This window comes from Plantactinospora solaniradicis (assembly GCF_042658085.1).
GTDB lineage: Bacteria > Actinomycetota > Actinomycetes > Mycobacteriales > Micromonosporaceae > Plantactinospora > Plantactinospora solaniradicis.
Genome location: NZ_JBHSPR010000010.1, coordinates 219,269 through 239,826 on the forward strand (window position 1 = coordinate 219,269; position 20,558 = coordinate 239,826).

The following is a 20,558-nucleotide window of genomic DNA, read 5'->3' on the forward strand; positions in this document are numbered from 1 at the left end:
GCGATCTCCTCAGTGGGCGGCGATGGCGGGGTCGGCGACGTCGATCGGTGTGCCGGCGGTCCAGGCCCGCGTGAACCCGTTGACGCCCCGGGTGACGGTGACGAGCTGCGGCGAGTGGACCGTGAGGTTGTCCCACTGGATCAGCACCGGCAGCGAGTTCGTGTTGCCGGTTTCCAACCGCGACATCACGCCGATCTGCGTCCCGGTGGTCAGGGACGTGTCGGTAGCGGCCATCGACAGCGACCGTGAACCGGTGGTGATGTTCTGCGCGGTCGCCCACATCGTCGATCCGCTGCCCCGGAACCGGACGCGCCACCAGTTGTTCGCCGAGTTGCTGGCGACGTTGCGCGCCGCGGTGACGTTGGTCAGCGCACCTGCCACCCGCTTGTCGATCCGCAGCGACATCACCCCGGCGGTCGAGAGGGACAACACCGCGAGGTAGTTGTTCGCGTCGTCGAGCAGCCGCCCGGCGCACCAGGCGGTGACCGGGGCGGTGTTCGCGTTGGTCATCGGGAACGACACGTCGATGGTGTGGTCCCAGTCGATGCTGCCGATGTTGAGCTTCGATCGGCGCAGGATGCCGACGTCGGTGTTGCTATGCCGGCCGGTCCCGCCGGACACGTTGTAGTCCGACGCAGCCCCGCCCGAAGTGGTGTACGCCGGACCGACGTCCGGGCTCGCCCAGGTACTGACGGAGGTCCGCCCGTACGCGTCGACCACGCTCGGCGCGATCTCGGACACGGTGACGATCTCCCCGCCCAGCCGCATGGGCAGGGGGAAGGTGTCGGGCAGGGTGATGCTGCTGCCGACCCGCCACGGGCCGTTCCGGATCGTGCTGCCGAGCAGCAGCTCCGTGTCGGTGTCGGTGATGTCGGCGACGAGCGTGGATCCGTCGGCCGGTGCCCGCTGGTCCCCGTCGGCGACCGCGACCTTCCACGGGCCGCCCGGGGTGGCGTTGAACGTGATGTCCCAGTCGTACGCGTCGATGACCTCGGTGGCACCCTGCACCATCACCGGCGCCGGCCCGGGTGCAACCCAGTCCGGGAGGTCGTCGACCTGCGGCACGTCGCCGGAGTCGAGCGCGGCGACCGCCCGGGTCATCGCCATGTCGCCGGTGTAGGACGGGTGCGTCAGGTCGGCGTGGATCGAGGCGTAGCGGTCACCCTGAGCCCAGGTGCCGAGGTGTTTCAGCCAGCCGGCGACGTCGGGTAGCTGGCTCGACGCCGCGACGTTCACCGTCGGGGTGGCGGCGTAGACGCCGACCGCGTCCGGGTCGGTGCCGGGCTCCTGGACGTTCAGCGGCCCGGTCTCCTGCACAGTCCGGTACGAGCCGCCATCGGCCCGGGTGGCGGTGATGTCGTTCTGGGTGAGTTGGTCGTCGTCGACCGGCTCGAACGGTGGGGAGACGTGCCCGGTCGAGTACGACAGCGTCAGCGACGACTGGTTGTAGAGGGATTCCCGGGTGCGGTACACCAGACCGACCCGGCCCCGGTCCTCGAACAGGATCCCGCCGTCCGCGCGTGCGCAGTCGCGGAGCACCTCGGGCAGCGTCCCCGGCCGCTGGCGACCCATCGGCGCGGTATGGGTCGGGTCACCGATGATCGAGATGGGGATGCCGTTCTCGTCGGCGCCGACCCGGCGGATCCGGTCGGCGGCGGTCTCGCCCAGGTGCCCGCCGGCCGCGTCCCGGCGGTTCGTCGACCACGGGATGTTGCCCTCGCCGATGACCAGGCTGCCGAACGCCATGTCGATCGAGTCCGCGTCGCCTTCGGCCATGGCTTCCACGGGTGCGCCGATCGAACCGGCGTACGTCGGTGGCGGGTCGCCTGTGTAGTACAGGGTTTCCGGGTCGGAGACGGCCTGCCAGTACCCGTACCAGTCGACGTTCGCGCCGTCCTGGATCACCGTCAACTGCATGGCGATCCACTCGGTGGGCGCGGTGCCGTGTCCGGTGTTGTTCGAGGTGACCGAGTTGCCATCGACGTCGAACCCGGTGATCAGGTACTCGGTCGAGGTCGCCGACACCTCCCACCGGGTCACCCGGCCGTTGCTCCGGATCTGCACCAGCGGCGCGGTGAACGTCGGCACCTGCGGCAGCTTGAAGTACCAGAGGACCGACCAGGCCGTGCCCGACACCTGCGTCACGCCGGGGAACCGGATCTGGGCGCCCTCCGGCAGGGTTGCTACCCGGGTCGCGCCCGGCAGGGTGTCGTCTCCGGCGAAGTTGACCCCGCCGGACGGCACCGCCGCCTGGCCGCCGGGCAGCCCGGACGACACCTGGTCGGCGCCGGCCGTGTCCTCGACCGGCCAGAAGCGGAGGATGGGGCGTGTCTGCCAGTACCGGTGCAGCGGCGACAGGACGGGCCTGGCCCCGACGCCGAGCCGCCGCAGGATGCCGGTCGCTTCCAGCGGCACCCACTTGTCCTTTTCCGACACGTCCCACCGGGGCGGCCACGCCACGACTTCGCCAGCGATCCGGTACGCCGGGTTGACGACGTTGACCTCGTTGAGGGTCCACACCCGGCCGGCGGCGTCGGTGATGGTGAAGGCGCTGGGGTCCTGGTCGGCGAACGTCGGGTTGGCCACGGCGGTGCCGTTGATCCCGTTACGGATCTCCAGCCCGTACAGCCGGCCGCAGGCGGGCGGGTCGGTGAGCCCGTCCTCGCGACCGACCTGGACCACGTCGCCGCCCGGGTGGATCGAGGTCGTGCCGACCTTGACGACCGGCGATCCGAGCTGCGTCCACGGCCCGGCCAGCGTCGGGGCGGTGTAGAAGGTGGTCGTGTTCCCCGCGGCCCCGTTGTTGACGTCGAGGGTGACCCGCACCGCGAGTCGGGCCCCGGGCTGCACGGACACCGGGGCCGTCGACTCGGCGTACAACCGGGACGCGAACGTGCCGTTCGGGGACCAGTACAGCCCCAGGTTGCCGCCCGTATCGACGAGGAACGCCCACGACCGTTCGTCGGTGGCGGTTGAGTACTTGCTCGCCAGCGTGGCGCCGCTGACCCAGCCGGTGAGCGCGGCGTCCACCCGCACGTCGATGTCGCCGGTGATGTCGAGCGCGGCCACGTCGGGAGTGGTGAGCTGCCCTCCCGTCGGGATGTTCACCCAGCCGGAGCCGGCCAGTTCGTTGACCCGGATCCGGATCGGGGTGTTCCGGCCGATGATGCCGTAGTACTCGGCACGTGGGTTGCGGGCGGTGTACTTCCCGGTCCGGTTGTTGATGGTCAGGTCGACCGTGGAGAAGTCAGCGTCCTGGCCCCAGTTCTGCCGACCCCGGGTGATGGTGATCCCACCGCCGGAGTTGGCCCGGCCGAGCCGGACGTCGGCGGTGATGTCGACCCAGCCGAGCGCCGGGCCGAGGTAAATCTCTACCCGCACGCCGAGCGGTGACGACGGCCAGGCCACGTCAGCTCCCCGAGCCGTAGGCGCTCTGCACGCTGCCGCCCTTGAAGGTGACGAACTTGCGGATCGTCTCGTGGAGGAACCGCTCTGCGCCGGGCTCGATGTGCATGTCGACCCGGACGGCCCCGCCGCCGGCACCGTTGCGTAGCGGGGTGACCTGCGCCGACTTCGGCAGGTGCACCATCTCGCCGCCCCGGCCGCGCTTGTCGGCTACCATCGCCGCGCCGCCCTTGGCGATCGTGCCGCCGCCGTACAAGTACGGGATGTTCGGGGTGCCGAAGCTCGCCGACGGGATGCTGATCCCGGCGAAGCTGCCGCCGCCGATGGTGAAGCTGAGCCGGTTCCAGCCACCGATGAGCTTGTTGATCGTGTTCCGGAAGCCACTCCACAACGGGCTGAACATCCCGGACAGGGTGCCGGCGATCTTGTTCCGCAGGCCGGTGAAGAACGAGGTGATCTGGTTCCACTTCGTCTTCACCCAGTCGACCGCCGCCCCGGCACCCGCCTTGATCTGGCCCCAGTACTTATTGACCAGGAAGACCGCCATGCCGACGGGGCCGGTGATGATCGCCAGCACGAGCTTCCAGTTGTCCCGGATCCAGCCGAACGCGGCCATGACGGCGCCCTTGATCAGGTTCCAGGCGCCGATCCAGAAGTCGCGGAACCAAGAGCATTTGTTCCACAGCAACACGAAGATGGCAATCAACGCGATGATGCCGAGGACGATCAGGGCGATGGGGCCGAGCGAGATCAGCCACGCAATCGCGATCACCGCTGCCGACGCCATCGCGCTCGCCGCCATCGCGATCCAGCCGCCCACGGTCGTGGCCACAGCTATCGCCATCGTCGCCACCGACCGGGCCGCCGCAACGGTCGACGTGGCCACCCACCGGGCCATCGACGCAACCCAGGTCGCGGTTGCCCGCCCGGCGGACGCGATCATGGTTGCCGACCAGCGGGCACCAGCGACCATCCACCCGCCCAGCGCCGTGACCGCCTTGCTGCTGGCGACGCTCGTTGCGATACCGGCGGCGGTCGCCGCCACGCGGTACCCCTTCATCGCCACCGAGTACGAGATCCACGCGGCGACCAAGGCTGTGATCACACCGGGCGGTAGGGCCGCGACGATCGACGCCAGCGCCCCCGCGATCGCCAGGGAGATCGGAGCCAGCGGCGCGGTCGCCTGCGCGATGTTCACCGCAGCGGTCGCCAGGTTGGACAGCAGCTCGAACACCTGCGGGCCGTGCTGCTGCACGTACGCCGAGAATGCCTGGAGCCCGCCGCCTTCGGTCTGCTGCGCCCAGGCTGCCCACTTCGTCGAGGCGTCGGCGATCCACTTCAGGATGCCCTGCCCGGTGGAGTCGAACTCACCCAGCAGGGAGCCCATGACGATGGCGAAGTTCTTCCCGATGGTGCCGAGGTTCGTCAGCGCCGGCCCGGCCTGCGCCGTCAGCCAGCCGACGAGCCGTTCGATCCCGCCGCCGCCGGCAGCTTTGGTCAGCGAGTTGACCAGCCGGCCGGCAGCGTTCGCGGCGACGTCGAACAGCGGTTGCAGCTTCGGCACGATGGAGCTGATCAGGGTGAAGCCTCGGGTCATGATCCCGTACGTGGCGGGCTTGTTCTTGTCGACGAACCGCTGCCAGGACAGTCCCATTCCGTCGTACGCCTGAGTGACCTGACGCAGCGCGGGCGGCATCTGGTTGTACCGCGCCATCAGCTCGTTGAGGGCGTTGACCCGGGCCTTCTCCAGCTTCTTGGCGTCGCCGACCCCGGTGGCGTTCGCGACCCTAATCCGCTCCTCCAGCAGCGCCACCTTGTCGACCAGGTCGGCCGACTTCTTGCTGGCCTCCTGCACCTCGGAGAACGCCGAGGCGGTCACCGCGCCGAAGACGCCAGCCGCCGCGCCGGCACCAGCCAGAGCCGCACCGAGCCCGATCGCTCCGGCGGTCGCCGTGGCCAGTACGGGGGCGGCGCCCGGACCGAACGCCATTCGGATCGCCGAGCCGCCGTCGAGTGCGGCGCGGCGGACCTTGCTGAAGACCCGAGACGCCCGGTCCTTGGCCAGGATGTTGAACACCAGGGAGGTGTCGCTCATGACATCAGCTCCCCTCTTCTGGCTTCTCGTTGGCCTTGTCGACGAAGGCGATCAATCCCTCGGCCTGCTCCACGGTCAGCAGCTCGTGCTCCCAGGGCCGAACACCGCAGTAGTGCGAGATCAGGCCGGCTCGGGCAGCAAGGCGGTCTTCGAGATCGCTTTTCCCTCGGGCTCAGCGCCCCGGGCCTCGGCCTTGGCGATGTCGACGTCCAACATCGCGAGCGCCTGCGTCCGCTCCGCCTCGGGCAGGTCGGCCTTGCTCAGCGTGTCCCGGACGTCCAGCAGTTCGGTCAGGCTGTGCTCGATCACAACCTCGTCGGCGTAGAAGTCGGGGACGTCTTCCATGCGGGTGGTTGGGTGGTCGCGGCGCATCAGGTGCCACAGCAGCGCCCGACGGGCCTTCATCGATCCGGACTGGACCTCGGCGCAGAACTGCTCCCACGGCTTGCCGTACGTCTTCTCGACGAGCGCGGCCTCCATCGACCGGACCCGGCCGGGCAGGAACTCCCACGACTGGACGCCGCCGTCCTCGGGCTTGTATGTGACCTGCATCTGTTCACACCTTCCTGGTGATCCGTCGAGCGGTTTCGGCCATCGCGGCGCGAACGGCGGCCCGGTAGCGGCCCTGGCCGGTCCGGATGGTGCGGTCGAAGTACTCCCGCTCGCCGACCTGCGTGACCCACACGTCCTGGCCGAATACGCGGTGTCGCCAGCCCTTTTTGCTGTTGAGCCGCTTAGGGGCGTTCTTGAAGTTCCGCAGCTCCGGCGTCTTCTTGATCTTCAGTCGGGCGCCGGTCTTCCGGCCGGTGAGCCGGGCCTCGGCCTTCAGGCCCTTCAGCACCGTGGTCCGCAGCGGCGCCCCGTCGACCTCGAGACCGGCGGTCGCCATGCCCATCAGCGCGGAGCGGACCTCGTCTTTCGCCGGCTCCAGCGCCGCGCGCAGGTTCTTCGCCAGGTCGCGGCGGAGCTTCTTGCCGTCCTCTTCGTCGCGGAGCCGCCGGCCGAGCGCCTGCAACGCCTGTGCGTCGACGGACAGCTCGATCACGTGGGGAACTTCCCCATCAGGACGTCGCCCGGACGACGGCGCCGGACGTCGGGAACGTCAGGTCCATCTCGGCCGCGTCACCGACCGCACCGGCGATCGGCTTCCACTCCTTGATCAGCACCGACCCGGTCCACGCCGGGTTACTCGCGCCGGCCGCCGCGTTGGACAGCCGGACCTCGAACGTGACGATCTCGCCGAACAGGGCCCACATCGTCGCGTCGAGCTGAGAGGCGGCCACGTCCTGCTTGAACCCGACCGCGAGCTGTCCAGACTTCAGGCCACCCAGGATCTCGACCCAGCCGAGGCTGGCGAAGGTCGTGACGTCCTTGTCCTCGACCTCCGTCGACAGTTCGATCTTGCTGGTCCAGCTCGACCGGTCCACGCCATTCAGCGCCAGGTAGGACGCCTTCAGCACCATCTTCGCCACGGTTGGCCTCCTTCAGGCACGACGAACAGCCCGGACACCACGCGGTGCCGGGTCGGGATCAGGGATGGGTTACGCGCCGACGCCGATGGCGACGACAAAGAGGAAGCTGGGGCCGCCGGAGCCGGAGATGGTCCACGTCGGCCGGAACCAGGTGTCGGTGATCTCACCCGGCGCCCGGAGGATCTGCCCGCCCCGGGTGTTCGCGGCGGCGAACGTGATCTGCGCGGTCTCGTCGCCGGTGAAGTCGTCGGCGGCGTCGGACTCGATCGACACGGTCAGGGATGGGGTGGTGCCGGCCACCGACAGGACGTGCAGGCAGGCGTACAGCGCCCGGCCTTCGGCTACTTCGCCGAGTTCGATGGCGGTGCCGTCGCCGGTCGTGGTCCGGGCGGTGCCGGGCGGGTGCGCAATCTGCCCGTACACCAGCGGCCAGGTGCCTTTCGCTTCCGCTTCCCACGGCGCGACCTCGCCGACCTGGTCGCCGACCTTGTAGCTGCCGCGCATCGCGTTCAGCAGCCACGCCGGGTTCCCGACCGTCGCCGCCTTCGGGGTTGCCGTCCACGCCGACAGGCCACCCAGGTCAGCCCAGGACACGTCGTCGACCTTCCCCGGGTCGCCGGCCTCCCACTGGCCCTCGGCGCTGGCCGACGTGCTGGCGAGACCGCCGAGCAGCTCGGTCCAGACTTCCTGGTCGGAGTCGGGGTTGAACGCTGTGACGTCCTTCGACTCGACCTCACACGCCAGCTCAAGCTTGCTGTTTCGGCTGGTGAGGTCGGCGCCGCCGGTGAACAGCCGGACACCCTTGAGCACGAACTTGGCCACGGTCTACTCCTCCGGATCGCCGATGACTTTGACGACCAGCTCGGCGCCGATGTACGCGCTGCCGTTGTGCTGGTAGAACCGGTACCCCTGCACGCGCATTACGTGCACGTCGTCACACGCTCCGCTGAGGGTCTGCGCTACGCCGGGCGTGCCCTCGATCGCGGCCTTGACCGACTTGGTGCCCCGGGACAGGTAGGCGTTCAGGTTCTTCTGGCCCGCCTCGTCGTCGGACCGGCTGACCAGCAGCCGGCACGTGATCGTCATGGTGTCCGAGCCGCCGAACGTCTGGTCGTAGTCGATGTCGACTTCGGCCGGGAAGAACGCCGGCTCGTTGATGCTGTCGGGCACGTAGCCGGTGCAGTTCAGTCCGGGGTCGGCGGTAGCGGCGGCGTCGGCGAGGCCCTGGCGGACGGCTTGGAGGTCCATCAGCCGGCGAACCCGGGCTGGATGAACGGCGAGACGAGCGCCTCGACGTCGGGATCCCATCGGGACAGCCGCAGCGCGCCCCACTCGCCCGACGCCGCGACACCCTCGGGTGAGTCCTTGCGCAGCAGCAGCCGGTTGGCGAGCAGCAACGTCGCCTCCTTGATGTCGTCCGGGACCGTCGGCCAGCCCCACTGGGCCGTGATCCGGACCCGGTCCGGGGCGTACCCCCAGAACGGGGTAGCCCGCAGCAGGCCAGTTATGGGTTCGTTCTGGGCTAAGGCGTTGTCCGGAGACGGCTCGTAGTTCGTGACCGCGGTCCACGAGGATCCGGTGCCGACCTCGACGACCAGCCCGGCAGCAGATCCGATGTCGTCGACCAGCAGCAGACCGTCGGGGGTGGTCCGGCCGCGCGGGTTGAACGTCCGGGCGGTCGCTGTCTCGTCGAGGTAGAACCGGCGCCCGGTCTTGCGGTCGATGGCCCGAGACGCCGCGATCAGCCGGGGCTGGTACAGCCCGTCGTCCGTGTCCCCGGACTTGCGGCGGAACGCCTTCAGCTCCGGCAGGGTGGCGTACTCGGTGGCCATCGTCGTATCTCAGGCGGTCCGGTAGCCGCGCAGCTTGAGCTGCTCGTCGACCTGCTTCACCCGGTCGGCCTGGTCGCCACGCTGGACGTAGCCGTTCCGTTCGACCAGCAGCGCGTCGACCATGTTCCGGTCGGCCGGCTTGACGTCCTCGTACGCGTCGCGCCGCCGGGCTGCGGCCCGGGACGCGGTCTGCTCCGGCGCGGCCGGCGGTGTGCCGGGCGGGGTCGGGTCAGCGGCAGGGTTCGGCGTCTCCGGCGGGGTGGCCGGCGCCTCGGTCTGGGTCGCGTTCTGGTTCTGCGTGCCGCGGGGCATCGTGAAGCCTCCTGCTCGTTGCTGGATGGATGGGCGCTCCGGGGCCAGCCGCGACGGGCCAGCCCCGGAGCAGGTGGATCAGGCGCCGGTGAAGGTCGGCGTGATCAGGCCGGTGCCGCCGATCTTCCGGGCGTGCGGCGCCCGCTGGAACGTGAACGCGTAGTAGCCGTAGACGACCAGCAGGATGCCGAGGTTCGCCGCCTTCGCCTGCTCGGCGCGGATGTACACCGGGGCGTCCGGGTCCTCCCACAGGTGGGACTCCATCCGGTCCACGAGGTAAATCTCGTCCTCGTTGGTGCCGGCGCCGAGGTTGATCGCGATGTTGTTGTCGACGATGACCGGCGTGCCGTTGGGCAGGATGCCTCGCACGCCCCGGCCGTACGCCTCGGCGTAGTTCGCGCCGAGGGTCTGCGCGACCACACCCGGCTGAGTGATCAGCGGGTAGCTGGTCCCCATCGCGTTCTGCATCCAGTACCAGCGCCGGGAGTGCATCACCGCGAGGTTGTCCCCGGACGCCTGGTCGAGCAGCGCGCCCTCCACACCGGCCAGGCCCTCGATGACCTTCGGGTACAGCTCGGCAGTGGTCGGGGTGGCGTCGGTGTAGGCGACCGCCGCCGCGACCGCCGACAGACCCACCGTCGCCACGTTGATGATCGTGGTGTCCACACGGCTGCCGTACGCCCGGAACAGGTCGTCCAGGATGACGTCCTCGACTCCGGCGCCACGCTCGATCGACTGCCGCGACGCGGTCTGCTGACCGGCAGCGGTCCGGACCGGGATCGACAACGCGGTGTCGTCCATGTTCGTCTCGGCCGCCGCGTCGTTCTCGTTGGCCTGGTTGTCGACGTTGGACCCGGTGGTGACCCGGGAGATTTCCACCGTCATGCCCTGCGCCGGCAGGATGTGGTGCCGCATCGCGTCCGCGAGGGGGCGGTTGGCCCGTGCCAGCGGCGCGTACATGTCGGTGAGGTACTGCGGGATCACCAGACCGCCGAACGCGCCGGTGCCGACCGCACGCGTGTCCGTCCGGAGCCGGTCGCCCCGCTCGGTCCGCTCCTCCTGCATGTGCCGGGCCAGCCGGCTCTGCGCCTCGTAGTCACCGAGGAACGCCCCGAGGACGTCGCGCTGGAAGCCGGCGCCCCGCTTGTCGGTGTCGGGCCGGTAGGTCCGCTCCTCGGCACCGACCCGGGCCACCCGGTCGTACGCCGGGGCGCGGGTGCCGGTCGGCGAGACCCGGGCGGTCAGCGCCGCGATCTCGGTCTCTCGGGCCTGCTCCGCCTCCAACCCGGTCAGGGCCTCCTGCGCCCGGGTGATCTCGGCGTCGGCGGCGTCACGGGCGGCGACCCGCTCGGCCACGGCCTCTTCGGTCAGGTTTGGGTCCGACCGCAGCGCCATCAGCGCGTCCTGCGCCGTGGCCCGGGTGGCGATCGCGGCCCGCACTCGCTCCTGCGCGGCGGCGATCATCTGTTCGAGCGTCATGCTCGTACTCCTCGTCTCGTGATCTGGGTTGGAAGACGCCCGTGTCCAGGTCAGACGGCCACCCGAGGCGTACGCGCCGGGTGGACTCGTGCGAGGCAGAGCAGGGCAAAGCACCCGCGCAAGGCAGGTAGTCGGTGGATGGATCAGCGAGCGATGGCCAGCTCGAGGAACGCGCGGGCGCGCGACGATGCCGGCTTCGTCTGCCGCAGCCCAGCGTCGGTGGCGGGGTTGGCGCCGTAACCGACGATCGCGACGTCGCCACGGTGGATGTCCACCCGGTCGATGCGGTACTCGGTGTAGTCCGGCGACCAGGTGCCCAGCTCGATCCGGAAAGCGAAGCTCATCTCGTCGACCAGGCCGGACCGGAGCTTCGGCACGATGTACGCCACGTCGGCATCGGTCGGGTCGAGCCGGGCGGCGACCGCCAGGCCGTCCTCATCGACGGTCAGATCCAGGGTGCCGGTCGTGGTCCGGGCCATCCGGCGCAACTGGTCGTGGCCGAGCACCAGCGGCACGTCCAGGTCGGCGCGGGACAGGGTCTGGTCGAACGCCCCGGCAGAGACAACCTCGGTGTACGGCCCGTACCAGTCCCACATCTCGTAGGCGTGCTCCGTGACGCTGGCATGTCCGGTGAATTCGAGCCCGTCGCCGTCACCGGCCGCGCGCAGCTCGACACGGGACAGCGCGGCGCGGGCGGTCGCCCGGGAGCCGACGGGCTCGGCAGAGCGACGCTGGGACGGCCGGTCGGCCCGCTGCCGCACACCCTGAGCGCGGGCGGCGGCGGCATCGCGGAAGGTGGTGGTCATGCTGTCGCTCCCGTCGGGGTCGTACGGGGTACGCCGTACACGCGGTCGAACTCGGCTAGGTCGGCATCGGTCAGCGGCGCCAGGTCGTCCAGCGCGCGGGCCTCGGTCGGCGTCAGGGTCCGCGAGTCCAGCCGGATCTTCAGCGTCCGCGCGCGGGCCTCCGGGTCCATCGCCAGCAGCGCGGACCGGTTGAGCTTCACGTATCGCGGCTTGGGGGTCAGGGCACCGAGCGCGGTCTCCCGCCGGCTGACGGCCGGGCCGACGTTCATGATGAGCAGTTGCAGGTTCCGCTGCGTGATCGATCCGTAGGTGATGCTGCCGGTGGACACCGCACCGTCGATCAGGTCGGACGGGCAGCCGAAGAACCGGGCCACGTCGTTGATCCCGAACCGGCGCGACTCCAGGAACTCCGTCTGCGCTGCCACCGTCTGGATCGGCTTGTACTCCCAGTCGTTGCCGTGCACGAACAGATCCCCGGTCGTAACGGCGGCCCGGTAGAAGTCACGGGCGACTGCGGCGTCCTTCGGGTTGACCGTCTTCGCGGTGTTCTTCAGCTCGGCCATTGGCACGGCGCTGCCACCGAACCAGTCGAGCGCGAACTGCTGCGCGGACAGCGACTCCTCGATCGACCAGGCGGCGTAGGTCACCGGAGACAGCCCCAGCGGGATGCCGGCCACCGTGAACTGCTTCTCGTGCCAGATGTTCCTGAGCTGGTCGCCGTCGTACTTCTTGCCGGCGATCCGGACCTCGGTGATCTCCGAACCCTTCGCCCGGACCGTCACGTCGGACAGCGCGATCAGGTCGATACGGGCCGGAAGGTCGAGCGCGTTCCGCTCGGTGATCAGGCCGAAGCAGTTGCCCGCCCGGTCGAGGTCAACCTGCGTCGAGTACAGCCACTCCTGGATCCCGACCCGCTCGCCGCCCGGGTTCACCAGCACCGGCGGCGGGGGTACGGACACCTGCACGCCGTCGATCCGGCGGTATACGTCGACGGGCATCGTCGAGACGAGGTCAGCCCGTAGCCGCAGGCAGGCCCAGACGGCGCTGTGACGCATCGCGCTGTCGTTGGTAACCGCTGGCACCCCGGACCGCTTGTTGCCGCCCCTGGACGGAATCAGCCCGTCCGGACCGGTGATCGTGGCTTCCCGCCGGAACAGGCTCACGACGCCGCCCGCCGAGTCCGGGTCAGGTACGCGGCGAGCTGCGACCCGCCGAGCACCACGGCGCCGGCAACGACCAGGCACGCCCAGCCGATCAGCAGGTACGCCGCGGCGGCCAGTCCGGCGGCGAGCAGGAGCAGGCCGAGCACGTCGAGGATCGTGGTCACGAGGTCACGCATCCGGCCCTCCTCACGCGAACGAATCCGCGATCTCGTAGTCGTCGTCGACGCCGGCCCAGGTAACCGCCAGCCAGTACGCCAGCGAGAGCGCCTGGAGCAGCTCCGCCCCGTCTGCGGTGTAGTCCCACGTCGTGCCGCCGCTCGGCAGCGAGCGGGTGGCGGCGGCGGCCACCGCGACGTTGAACGGGTGCTCGTCGAGGTGTACGAGCTGGCGCTGGGCGAGTGCGTCGATCGTCATGCCGTACGCCACGGCGACGTCGTTCGAGTACGGCACCGCCAGGTCCCGGCGGCTGGGCTCGTCGCGGTCCTCGGGTGGGTCAATCCCGGCATCCGACAGCGGCTCGATCAGCGTGGCGCTCGGCCCCTTGTCCTGCACCGCGATACCGAGCGGATTCCGCTGGTTTCGCAGGTCGACCAGCCGGTTGACAACCCAGTGGGTGCCCGGTTGGTAGGCCACGATCGACGCCTGCCACCGGCCGTCCTCACGCCGGCCGACCGCGACGATCGCCGTGTGGGTCCGCTTGTGGTTGACCACGGCTGCGAACGCCACGTCGGCCGGAATCTCCGGGGTGACAATCAGGTCCCGCCACAGCTCGGCGGGGATCGGTCCGGACTGGCGGCCCTGCCGGATTTCGCGCGGCCAGATCCCGAGCCGTTCACGCGGGTACCCGGCCCGGTCGGACTTCAGCTCGCGCTGGACGGTCTCCAGCGTCAGGCCGCTGCCGTTGCTGCGGATGGCGCCGAGCGCCGGATTCGCGGCGGCGGCGACCGCCATGTCATCGATGTCGACCCGGATGTCGTCGAGGTCGCCCGCATGCCCCCAGTCGCGGTAGCCGAGCGAGTCGTCTTGCTCCCACGCCCCGTCCTCCGGGTCACGCAGGGCGGTGGGGTCGCCACGGCGGCGCAGGTCGTACATGATCTCGCCGGTATCGCCCTTGAGCGGCGGAGACGACGTGTAGATGATCTGGGCGTTCGGTCGGGCGCTCAGGGTGTAGAGCAGCGCCGCGTGCTGATCGCGGGTGTAGGCGAACGTCTCGTCGATGATGTTGACGTCACCGGACATGCCCCGGCCACCGCCGGCCGACCGGGCGAGGAACAGGATCCGGGCGCCGGTGTCGAGCCGCTCGAAACCCTCGTCGCCGTTGGTGTTCGAGATTTTGACGATGACGACGTCCTCGCGCGGCTCGCCCGTCTTCGGATCGACGACGACCGCCGGCACGAACCACAGGTTGTCGTCGTGCGGCTTGACTCTCCGGCCCAACGCCCGGATCAGCGTCCGCACCCGCCGGAACAGCTCCATCGCGGTCTTGTACAGGTGCGCCGACCACAGAATGAGCTGCTCGCCGAGCAGGAGGAACCCGAGCAGTACGCGCGCTTCGAGGATGCCGCCCTTGCCGTTCTGGCGGGACACCCACTCGCAGTACTCATAACAGGCCCACTGGCCATCACTCCGACACGCGGCCATCAGCGTCAGACCGTCGACCTGCCAATCGTCGAGCGGCTGGCGGGCCCGTCGCATCAGTTCGGCGCCCTCCTCGCCGAAGCTGTAGGCGTAGTCGGGGTGGCTCTCAACCCGCGGCCTGGTCGCCCCTCTTACGGGCAATCCGAGCGGCGATACTGGCGACGCCAGCAGGGACATCCGCTGCGCCTCCCTTCGCCGGTTCCGGTGTCGGCTGGACGCCAGGAAGGCCCAGTCCGACCGACCGGGCCTGTCTCAACTCAGCCAGGAGTTGCTTCAGCACCGACTGCTGCTGCCGCGCCTCCGACAGGAGGTTGTTGATGACGACCTGGACGATCGATCCGTCCTCGTTGAGCGAGTGGAACCGGGCCCAGGCGTCCTCGTCGCCGCGCAGCATCGCGTCGAGCCGGTCCAGCCGATCGGCGAGCCGGCACGCTTCCTCCAGCAGCACCTGTTCGGCCGGGCGGAGTTCGGAACCATCGGCGGTGAACTGGCGCCACAGCCGCCGGCCGCGTACGCCGAGGATCGGGGCCGTAACGGTGACAGGGTCCTGCGTAACGGTGGCCGTGACGGTGACGGTCGACGGGTCGCACCGCGCCGGATCGCATTCCGAGTGGTCACCAGCCTTGTGCGCGGCCTGCCGACGCCGGTACCTGCGCTGACGCTCCGCTGCGGTCGCGTCGACCATCGCGCCTCCAAGATCCGGTCGCGGGGGGAGATAGCGGCGACTGGGCGCGGGGTCTCCGCAATGTCCGATTTAGAAAAAACCGACCGATGTCCCGCGTCACCACTGGATCTTCGGCACGAACACGATGACGTGCGCCTTCGTGCCACGCTCTTGGTTGCATCGACGTCGACAGGTCGGGCAGCCGTTGACCCCATGGGCTGGTCGCCAGTTGTCCACGTCGAGCTTCGTCCTGCGCACCGAGCGAGGGATCGCGTGGTCAACCTGGTCAGAGCCTGCGTGTCCGCAGATCCAGCACACTGGGTGGTCGAGCAGGAAGTCGCGGCGCATCCTCCGGTAGGCCGACCCGTCTTCGCTGTGCTGGCTCACGGTCACCTACCCGACACAACATCGACCCACGCGCTCGCTCACTGGTAGCAGTGGTCCGATTCAATGGGGAGTATGACGACGGACGCAAGGACCGTATTCAGACGGGTTTGGGCGTTGACTGTCGGCCTCGCGGCCGGGCTGGTCATCAGCTTTTTAGTAACGCAGGAACCTGACCTGCTCACAGGCCCGCTAGTGGTGTTGCTAGCGCCCCTCGCGGTTCTTGCCGGACGTTCTCTTCAGCAGACTGGCCGACCGAAGAAGAAGAAGTCCCGGACCAAACGGCTTCGTGAGGCGGCCCGCAACCGGCTCCCCGAATCAGCAACTCTGCGGGTACGCCGTCAACTTCGCGAGGCGAATCGCCCAACTCGAACCCACGCGGGTCCACCGGCCCAGTCGTCCGGACTCTTCCGAAACATGGAACTGGTGTGGTTCCTCGCGGGCTGGGCCGCCTCGATCCCAACTGGAATCTTCATCAACCTGCTGACCGGCTGATGGAGCGGGCGGATATGCAGAAGGCCCGCACGCTGGCGGGCCTATCCGGTGGCCTTGACCTCGTCGTCGCGAGTACGAAGCCCTCACGCCGGCACTGTCTGGCGGTGAAGATGCTCCGCCGTAACAAAGCGTGACATGGCGTCGTGCCCAAGGTCAAGCAGGACACGTCGCGGGCGCGTCACGCCGTTCGAGGACGTCGAGCAGCTCGTCGAGGTCGTACCTGGCGCGCTGCTTCGTCCCGTACCGCGTCAGGGTGCCCCGGCTGGCCATCTTCCGCACCGTGGCCTCCTTCACGCCGAGGGCGAGCGCGGCGAGATCGGTAGGCACGAGCCGCTTCGTCACGGCCGCGCCTCCTCCCGATCGTCGGCCGGCGGTCGGTACAGCGCCAGCGTCGCGTGCAACTGCGCCAGCGCAACGACATCCCGGTGCGTGCTGTGGCCGACCGGGGCGCCCGTCAGGATCGGTTGCTGTGCAATGCGGAGCAGCCGTTGCGCTTCGGCGTAGTGCTGTTCGGGGGTGAGGTCGTTCACGCCGCCGTCCCTTCGGTCTGGTACTGCTTCCCAGCATGCTGCATCTCGGCCACTCGACGGCGATCGGCGTCCCGGAGGAGTCGGCCCAGTAGGGCGTACTGCCCGGGTGCCCAGATGGTTCCGCAGTGCCGGCAGAGGACCACCTCGGTACGCCGCCACGTCACCGTCGGCCCGGTGCCACCCGGGACGATCCAGCCCTCGTCGCCGGGGGTCACCAGCGCCACCAACGGATCGTCGTGGACAGGGCAGAACTGTGGGAGCTTCCGGTCGGGGACCTTCAGCCCCAACGCGGCCTTGACGGAGTCGCGCCAGCCGCGGACCTTCCGGGCGAGCTGCCCGGCCTCCTGTGCGGCCCCGAGGGCGTTCAGCCGGTCGTACTGGAGCAGTGCATGCATCAGGTGCCCCGGGACGTCCCTGCGGGCGTTGTGGTCCACCCCGAGGATGCCGGCAGCCCAACGGGCGGTCGCCGGGATCTCGTCGCCGAGGGTCCTGACGGTGGCGAGAACGTCGGAGTTGACGGGCAGGCCGATGTTGCCGCCGTTCGACACCGCAACCTTGTCCCCGCCGCCGGGGGCGTGATCGCGTTCGAGGGCATCGGCGAGGTGCGGCCAGAGATCGGCGAGTTCGTCGAGGTCGTTGGCGACAGCCAACGCCTTGTCGGTCATGCGGAGCGCCTCCAGGCTCGTCGGTCGGTGAGCAGCCACCGGGCCGCGGCCCCGGGCTGGGTGAATCCGAACCAGAACGATCGCCAGCAGCGGGCCAGGAAGCGCCGGTTCGCCAACACGGACTTGGTGTTCACCACCGGCATGTTGGCGACCGGCTCCGTCAGCGCCTTGGTGGTGTTCTCCATCGCGATGTTTCCGGCGGTCGAAGATCGGGATCGCGCCACCCGCCTACCATTGCGGTCGGAGCGGGGCGACCAGTCTGGGAGGCCGTGATCAGCGAGAACAGCAGACGGCAGGACGCCCGAGGACTGCGGAAGTTCGCCTATGACGTCGGCGTCAACGTCCTGGCGAACCTGGTCGCCGCCGCGATCATTTACCTCCTCGGTACCGCCGCCGGTGTCCTTCCTTCCGACCCGCGTCTCATCGGTAGCGCGCTGTTCGTCATCTTCGGGATGGCAGGCATCGGCTTCGTTGTCGCCTCTCAGGTGGTACCGCGAGGTCGGATAGGGCGCCGACTGTTCGACCTGGCGCAATTCTGCGTCGCTGGGTTTCTCGGCGTTGCCGGATTGCTTCAGAGCAGCACCTTCTGGCGGTGGATGCTGCTCTACGGTGCGATCAGCATGTTGGCGGCAGCGGTGGTGACGATCGCGACCGGACGGCCGCCGGGGTCCCTGCGGAGTCCGGGTGACGGGGCGCAGGAGACTCAGCCGTCGCGGGCCGAGCCGTGACGATCCCGACAGCATGTTCCTGGTGAACACCATCGGGACGCTGCCGCTGATCTCGCCGCTCACCGGGTTACCCGCTTCCGGGCAGTGGGCATCCGGGCGTTGACCATCTCCATCACGAGGCCGGTGTGCCGGGCGCAGATGAGCACCTCGGCGTCCGGGTCGAGGGCTTCGGCGGTGCACCGGTTCCCGGAGTGGCGTCCGATCACGGAGCAGGTGATGAGCCGGGTCGTGGCGGCGGTGGGCATGGTCATTCCCCCTCGGTCGGCGCGGCCGGCAGCAGCCTGCCGAGGTCGCGCAGGTACTCGGCCAGGTCGCGCAGCTCGGTACGGAGCTGCCGCAGGTCGTCGAGCAGGTCCGTGGTGGGTGTGGGCATGGTGATCTCCTCCGGTCAGTAGCCGTAGTCGACGAAGCGGGAGTAGTGGAGCGGTGCGCCAACCTGGACGGTGTCGGTGGGCCCGTTACGGTGCTTCGCCACGATGAAGTCCGCCTCACCAGCGCGAGGACATTCCTTCTCGTAGTAGTCGTCGCGGTGCAGCAGGATCACGATGTCCGCGTCCTGCTCCAGCGACCCCGAGTCGCGTAGGTCGGACAGTTGGGGCCGCTTGTCGCCCCGGTCTTCGTTCTTCCGGTTGAGTTGGCAGGCCGCGATCACCGTGGTCTGCAACTCCTTGGCGAGGGCCTTCAGTTCCTTCGAGAACTGGGCGACCTCGAGGTCCCGCCGGTCCGACTTCGTCGTCGAGGTCAGCAGTTGCAGGTAGTCCACGAAGATGACCCCGAGGGCGCCGTGCTTCTGCCGGAACCGGCGGGCGGTCGAGCGGATCTGCGCCACCGTCCGGGCCTGATCGTCGATGTGCAACGGCCAACCCGCGATCCGGTCTCGGGCGCCTCGGGCCCTGGTGATGTCGTGCTGGTCGAGGGTGCCGGAGGTGATCCGGTACAGGTTGATCTCCCCGACGTCCGAGATCAGCCGGTGCATCAACTCCCGCTTCGACATCTCCAGCGAGAAGACGAGGGCGGGGATGCCGCGCCGGGCGGCGGAGCGGGCGAACCCGAGTCCGGCCACCGACTTGCCCATCCCGGGTCGACCGGCCGGGATCACGAGTTGGCCCGGCTGCCAGCCGCCGATCAGCTCGTCGAGCGCACCGAGCCCGGTCGAGATGCCGCGGGGAACTTCCCCATTCACGAGGGCTTGCAGGTGGTCGAGTTCGTCGTCGATCAGGTCGGCAACGGCGGAGACGTTCGGCTGTTCCATGCCGACGACCGCCTGGTGAATGTCCCGCTGGGCGGAGTCGACGAGCGCATCCACCGGGATCTGTAGGTTCTTCGACCCCTGCACGATCCGCATACCGGACTCGGCGACGATCCGGCGCTTCGACCAGTCCCGTACCACCCTGGCGTAGTAGCTGGCCGTACCGGCGGCGGTCGGGACGTCCTCCACGCACCGGAACAGGTACAGGTCGCCACCGGCTCGGGCGAGTTCGCCGGCCTCCTCCAGCACCCGCCGGACGGCGCCCGGCTCGGTGGGCTGGTTGTCGGCCCACATCGCCACGACCGTCGACCAGATGACCGCGTGCTTCGGCAGGTAGAAGTCCTGCCCGGACAGGATGTCGGTGGCCTCGTCGACCGCCTTGCTGCTGGACATCAGCATGCCGAGCAGGACCCGTTCGGCGTCCTCGTCGGCCATGACCCGGCTGGTGTGGGTGTCCTCGTCGACGACGTGGAGGTGCCGCCGCTCCGCGATGTCGGTCACGCCGAAACCGGCTTCCGGGTGATCCGGTCAGCGCGGCACAGTCCGCAGCGGTCGGCCGGCTGGCCTCGGTGGTCGGGGCACTGCGCGGCCCGGGGGATCGCGGCCGGAGCGTTCGGCAACTGTGGGCGTGACGCCCTCAGTTGATCCGGCTGGCTGTTCATGACCTCGTTGACTACCGACGGCAGCACCGACGGGTTCAAGCCCTTGTTCATCCACACCGACAGACCGCGCCGGATGTCGTCAGGGTCGATGCCCTCGGCGAGCATCGCCTTGACCGACTTGCCGACCTGGCTGATCACCTGACCCGGCGGTCGCTTCTTACACCGGTCTACGTACTCGCCGATGATCGTCTGGGCAGTGGTCTCCGCACTCTCGTCGTCGACCTGCGGCGCGTCCGCCGGAGGCGGAACGGTCCTAGGTCCACGGTCCAAGGTCCTAGGTCCAAGGTCCAGAGGGTGAGGGCTCACCGACGGCTCAGCGAGGGTTCGGTGAGGGTTCGGTGAGGGTGGCCCTGACCTGCTGGTTTCCGTGGGCGGGTCGTCGGTGCGGTGAGGGCTCACCGAGGGTTCGGTGAGGGTTCGGTGAGGGTTCACCGAGCCTTCGGTGATAGGGCAGTCCCCGTCGTGCCGCCCGCATTTCTCCACCAACCCGGTCACGCTCACCGGGTGGTTCGGGCAGCGCGGAATCCTCGGCTTCGACGGTCGCTCAATCTTCTGGTGCCGGTCCCACGACACGAGGTGGAGGTACCGCCGGCCGTCACATCCGACGTACCGGCAGAGCAGCCCGACCCGCTCCAGTTCGGCAAGCTCCGACTCGACGTCGACCGGGGTGTGTTCCGGCCGCAGCGGCCAGACCGCGCCGTTGATGACCGCCGGCTTGTCCGGGTGCCGGCCCCGGTCGTCGGCCTGAGTCGAGAGTCCGAAGAGTGTGCGCTCGGCCGCGATCGACACCTCGGCCAGCGTCTCCGACTGAAACGCCTCCGGCTTAATGGTCCTGATCCGCGCCACGGCGTCCCCCTGCTTCCTGCGTCGGCGTGTCCCCGCCGACCGGTTCGTCTGTGGTGGTGCTCGTGCCCTGCCGCAGCTTGACTGCGGGCGCTCCGGCCGGTTCCGGCATCAGGGCGTGGTGCTCGGGTGGAAC

The 20,558-nt window shown here is 69.4% G+C and carries 25 protein-coding genes; 2 read left to right on the top strand and 23 right to left on the bottom strand.

Translation table 11 applies throughout. From position 1 onward, the window contains the following. Positions 1–9: 9 nt before the first annotated feature. The 15 genes from ACFP2T_RS13460 to ACFP2T_RS13530 form a co-directional block, all read right to left on the bottom strand. A complete protein-coding gene (locus tag ACFP2T_RS13460; protein WP_377421301.1) occupies positions 10–3,408 on the bottom strand; it encodes a hypothetical protein in 3,399 nt (1,132 codons plus the stop codon). 1 nt (position 3,409) lies between these two features. Beyond that, on the bottom strand, positions 3,410–5,500 hold the full coding sequence (locus ACFP2T_RS13465) for a phage tail family protein (protein WP_377421303.1): 2,091 nt from the start codon (positions 5,498–5,500) through the stop codon (positions 3,410–3,412). Between the two features lie 120 nt (positions 5,501–5,620). Then, positions 5,621–6,052 (bottom strand): hypothetical protein, encoded by a 432-nt coding sequence (locus tag ACFP2T_RS13470; RefSeq protein WP_377421305.1) that lies wholly within the window; start codon positions 6,050–6,052, stop codon positions 5,621–5,623. Positions 6,053–6,056: 4 nt separating this feature from the next. Further along, positions 6,057–6,545: a hypothetical protein gene (locus ACFP2T_RS13475; RefSeq protein ID WP_377421307.1), complete on the bottom strand. Its 489-nt coding sequence runs from the start codon at positions 6,543–6,545 to the stop codon at positions 6,057–6,059. 16 nt (positions 6,546–6,561) lie between these two features. After that, entirely contained in the window at positions 6,562–6,972 is a 411-nt protein-coding gene (locus tag ACFP2T_RS13480) for a phage tail protein (RefSeq protein WP_377421309.1), read from the bottom strand. A gap of 69 nt (positions 6,973–7,041) precedes the next feature. Further along, positions 7,042–7,794, bottom strand: a complete 753-nt coding sequence (locus tag ACFP2T_RS13485) for a hypothetical protein (protein WP_377421311.1) — start codon at positions 7,792–7,794, stop codon at positions 7,042–7,044. 3 nt (positions 7,795–7,797) lie between these two features. Beyond that, on the bottom strand, positions 7,798–8,220 hold the full coding sequence (locus ACFP2T_RS13490; protein WP_377421313.1) for a hypothetical protein: 423 nt from the start codon (positions 8,218–8,220) through the stop codon (positions 7,798–7,800). Continuing rightward, positions 8,220–8,804: a phage gp6-like head-tail connector protein gene (locus tag ACFP2T_RS13495; protein ID WP_377421315.1), complete on the bottom strand. Its 585-nt coding sequence runs from the start codon at positions 8,802–8,804 to the stop codon at positions 8,220–8,222. Before ACFP2T_RS13495 ends, ACFP2T_RS13490 begins: the two co-directional genes overlap by 1 nt. Before the next feature lie 9 nt (positions 8,805–8,813). After that, the gene (locus ACFP2T_RS13500) at positions 8,814–9,116 is read right to left on the bottom strand and encodes a hypothetical protein (protein ID WP_377421317.1); all 303 of its coding nucleotides are present in this window, start codon (positions 9,114–9,116) and stop codon (positions 8,814–8,816) included. 78 nt (positions 9,117–9,194) lie between these two features. Beyond that, the gene (locus ACFP2T_RS13505; RefSeq protein WP_377421319.1) at positions 9,195–10,595 is read right to left on the bottom strand and encodes a phage major capsid protein; all 1,401 of its coding nucleotides are present in this window, start codon (positions 10,593–10,595) and stop codon (positions 9,195–9,197) included. Between the two features lie 143 nt (positions 10,596–10,738). Beyond that, complete coding sequence (locus ACFP2T_RS13510; RefSeq protein WP_377421321.1) at positions 10,739–11,401, bottom strand: HK97 family phage prohead protease; 663 nt, start codon at positions 11,399–11,401, stop codon at positions 10,739–10,741. Next, the gene (locus ACFP2T_RS13515; protein WP_377421324.1) at positions 11,398–12,564 is read right to left on the bottom strand and encodes a phage portal protein; all 1,167 of its coding nucleotides are present in this window, start codon (positions 12,562–12,564) and stop codon (positions 11,398–11,400) included. Before ACFP2T_RS13515 ends, ACFP2T_RS13510 begins: the two co-directional genes overlap by 4 nt. Next, complete coding sequence (locus ACFP2T_RS13520; RefSeq protein ID WP_377421326.1) at positions 12,561–12,740, bottom strand: hypothetical protein; 180 nt, start codon at positions 12,738–12,740, stop codon at positions 12,561–12,563. The genes ACFP2T_RS13515 and ACFP2T_RS13520 overlap by 4 nt, the downstream gene beginning before the upstream one ends. Before the next feature lie 10 nt (positions 12,741–12,750). Beyond that, on the bottom strand, positions 12,751–14,259 hold the full coding sequence (locus tag ACFP2T_RS13525; RefSeq protein ID WP_377421328.1) for a hypothetical protein: 1,509 nt from the start codon (positions 14,257–14,259) through the stop codon (positions 12,751–12,753). Between the two features lie 49 nt (positions 14,260–14,308). Continuing rightward, entirely contained in the window at positions 14,309–14,887 is a 579-nt protein-coding gene (locus ACFP2T_RS13530; RefSeq protein WP_377421330.1) for a hypothetical protein, read from the bottom strand. Positions 14,888–15,325: 438 nt separating this feature from the next. On the opposite strand from ACFP2T_RS13530, the gene ACFP2T_RS13535 reads away from it, so the two are divergent. Beyond that, positions 15,326–15,745 (top strand): hypothetical protein, encoded by a 420-nt coding sequence (locus ACFP2T_RS13535; RefSeq protein WP_377421332.1) that lies wholly within the window; start codon positions 15,326–15,328, stop codon positions 15,743–15,745. Between the two features lie 153 nt (positions 15,746–15,898). Here the strand turns inward: ACFP2T_RS13535 and ACFP2T_RS13540 are convergent, their stop codons facing one another. Genes ACFP2T_RS13540 through ACFP2T_RS13555 form a run of 4 tightly spaced genes read right to left on the bottom strand, consistent with a single transcriptional unit; the run spans position 15,899 to position 17,164 of the window. Beyond that, complete coding sequence (locus ACFP2T_RS13540; protein ID WP_377421334.1) at positions 15,899–16,087, bottom strand: helix-turn-helix domain-containing protein; 189 nt, start codon at positions 16,085–16,087, stop codon at positions 15,899–15,901. Beyond that, entirely contained in the window at positions 16,084–16,275 is a 192-nt protein-coding gene (locus ACFP2T_RS13545) for a hypothetical protein (RefSeq protein ID WP_377421336.1), read from the bottom strand. Before ACFP2T_RS13545 ends, ACFP2T_RS13540 begins: the two co-directional genes overlap by 4 nt. Then, positions 16,272–16,940 (bottom strand): hypothetical protein, encoded by a 669-nt coding sequence (locus ACFP2T_RS13550; protein ID WP_377421338.1) that lies wholly within the window; start codon positions 16,938–16,940, stop codon positions 16,272–16,274. Before ACFP2T_RS13550 ends, ACFP2T_RS13545 begins: the two co-directional genes overlap by 4 nt. Continuing rightward, entirely contained in the window at positions 16,937–17,164 is a 228-nt protein-coding gene (locus tag ACFP2T_RS13555) for a hypothetical protein (protein WP_377421340.1), read from the bottom strand. Before ACFP2T_RS13555 ends, ACFP2T_RS13550 begins: the two co-directional genes overlap by 4 nt. A 45-nt stretch (positions 17,165–17,209) precedes the next feature. Between ACFP2T_RS13555 and ACFP2T_RS13560 the strand changes: the two genes are divergently transcribed. Next, positions 17,210–17,668 carry a hypothetical protein gene (locus ACFP2T_RS13560; RefSeq protein ID WP_377421342.1) on the top strand — a complete coding sequence of 153 codons (459 nt, stop codon included), beginning with the start codon at positions 17,210–17,212 and terminating at the stop codon, positions 17,666–17,668. A 59-nt stretch (positions 17,669–17,727) separates the two neighbouring features. Here the strand turns inward: ACFP2T_RS13560 and ACFP2T_RS13565 are convergent, their stop codons facing one another. From ACFP2T_RS13565 to ACFP2T_RS13580, 4 genes are read right to left on the bottom strand one after another with little or no spacing between them, the layout of a single operon-like run. Then, positions 17,728–17,919 carry a hypothetical protein gene (locus tag ACFP2T_RS13565; protein ID WP_377421344.1) on the bottom strand — a complete coding sequence of 64 codons (192 nt, stop codon included), beginning with the start codon at positions 17,917–17,919 and terminating at the stop codon, positions 17,728–17,730. Then, complete coding sequence (locus ACFP2T_RS13570; protein WP_377421345.1) at positions 17,916–18,041, bottom strand: hypothetical protein; 126 nt, start codon at positions 18,039–18,041, stop codon at positions 17,916–17,918. Before ACFP2T_RS13570 ends, ACFP2T_RS13565 begins: the two co-directional genes overlap by 4 nt. Before the next feature lie 15 nt (positions 18,042–18,056). Further along, positions 18,057–19,418 (bottom strand): replicative DNA helicase, encoded by a 1,362-nt coding sequence (dnaB, locus tag ACFP2T_RS13575; RefSeq protein WP_417629205.1) that lies wholly within the window; start codon positions 19,416–19,418, stop codon positions 18,057–18,059. Next, positions 19,415–20,425: a hypothetical protein gene (locus tag ACFP2T_RS13580; protein ID WP_377421347.1), complete on the bottom strand. Its 1,011-nt coding sequence runs from the start codon at positions 20,423–20,425 to the stop codon at positions 19,415–19,417. Before ACFP2T_RS13580 ends, dnaB begins: the two co-directional genes overlap by 4 nt. Between the last annotated feature and the right edge of the window lie 133 nt (positions 20,426–20,558).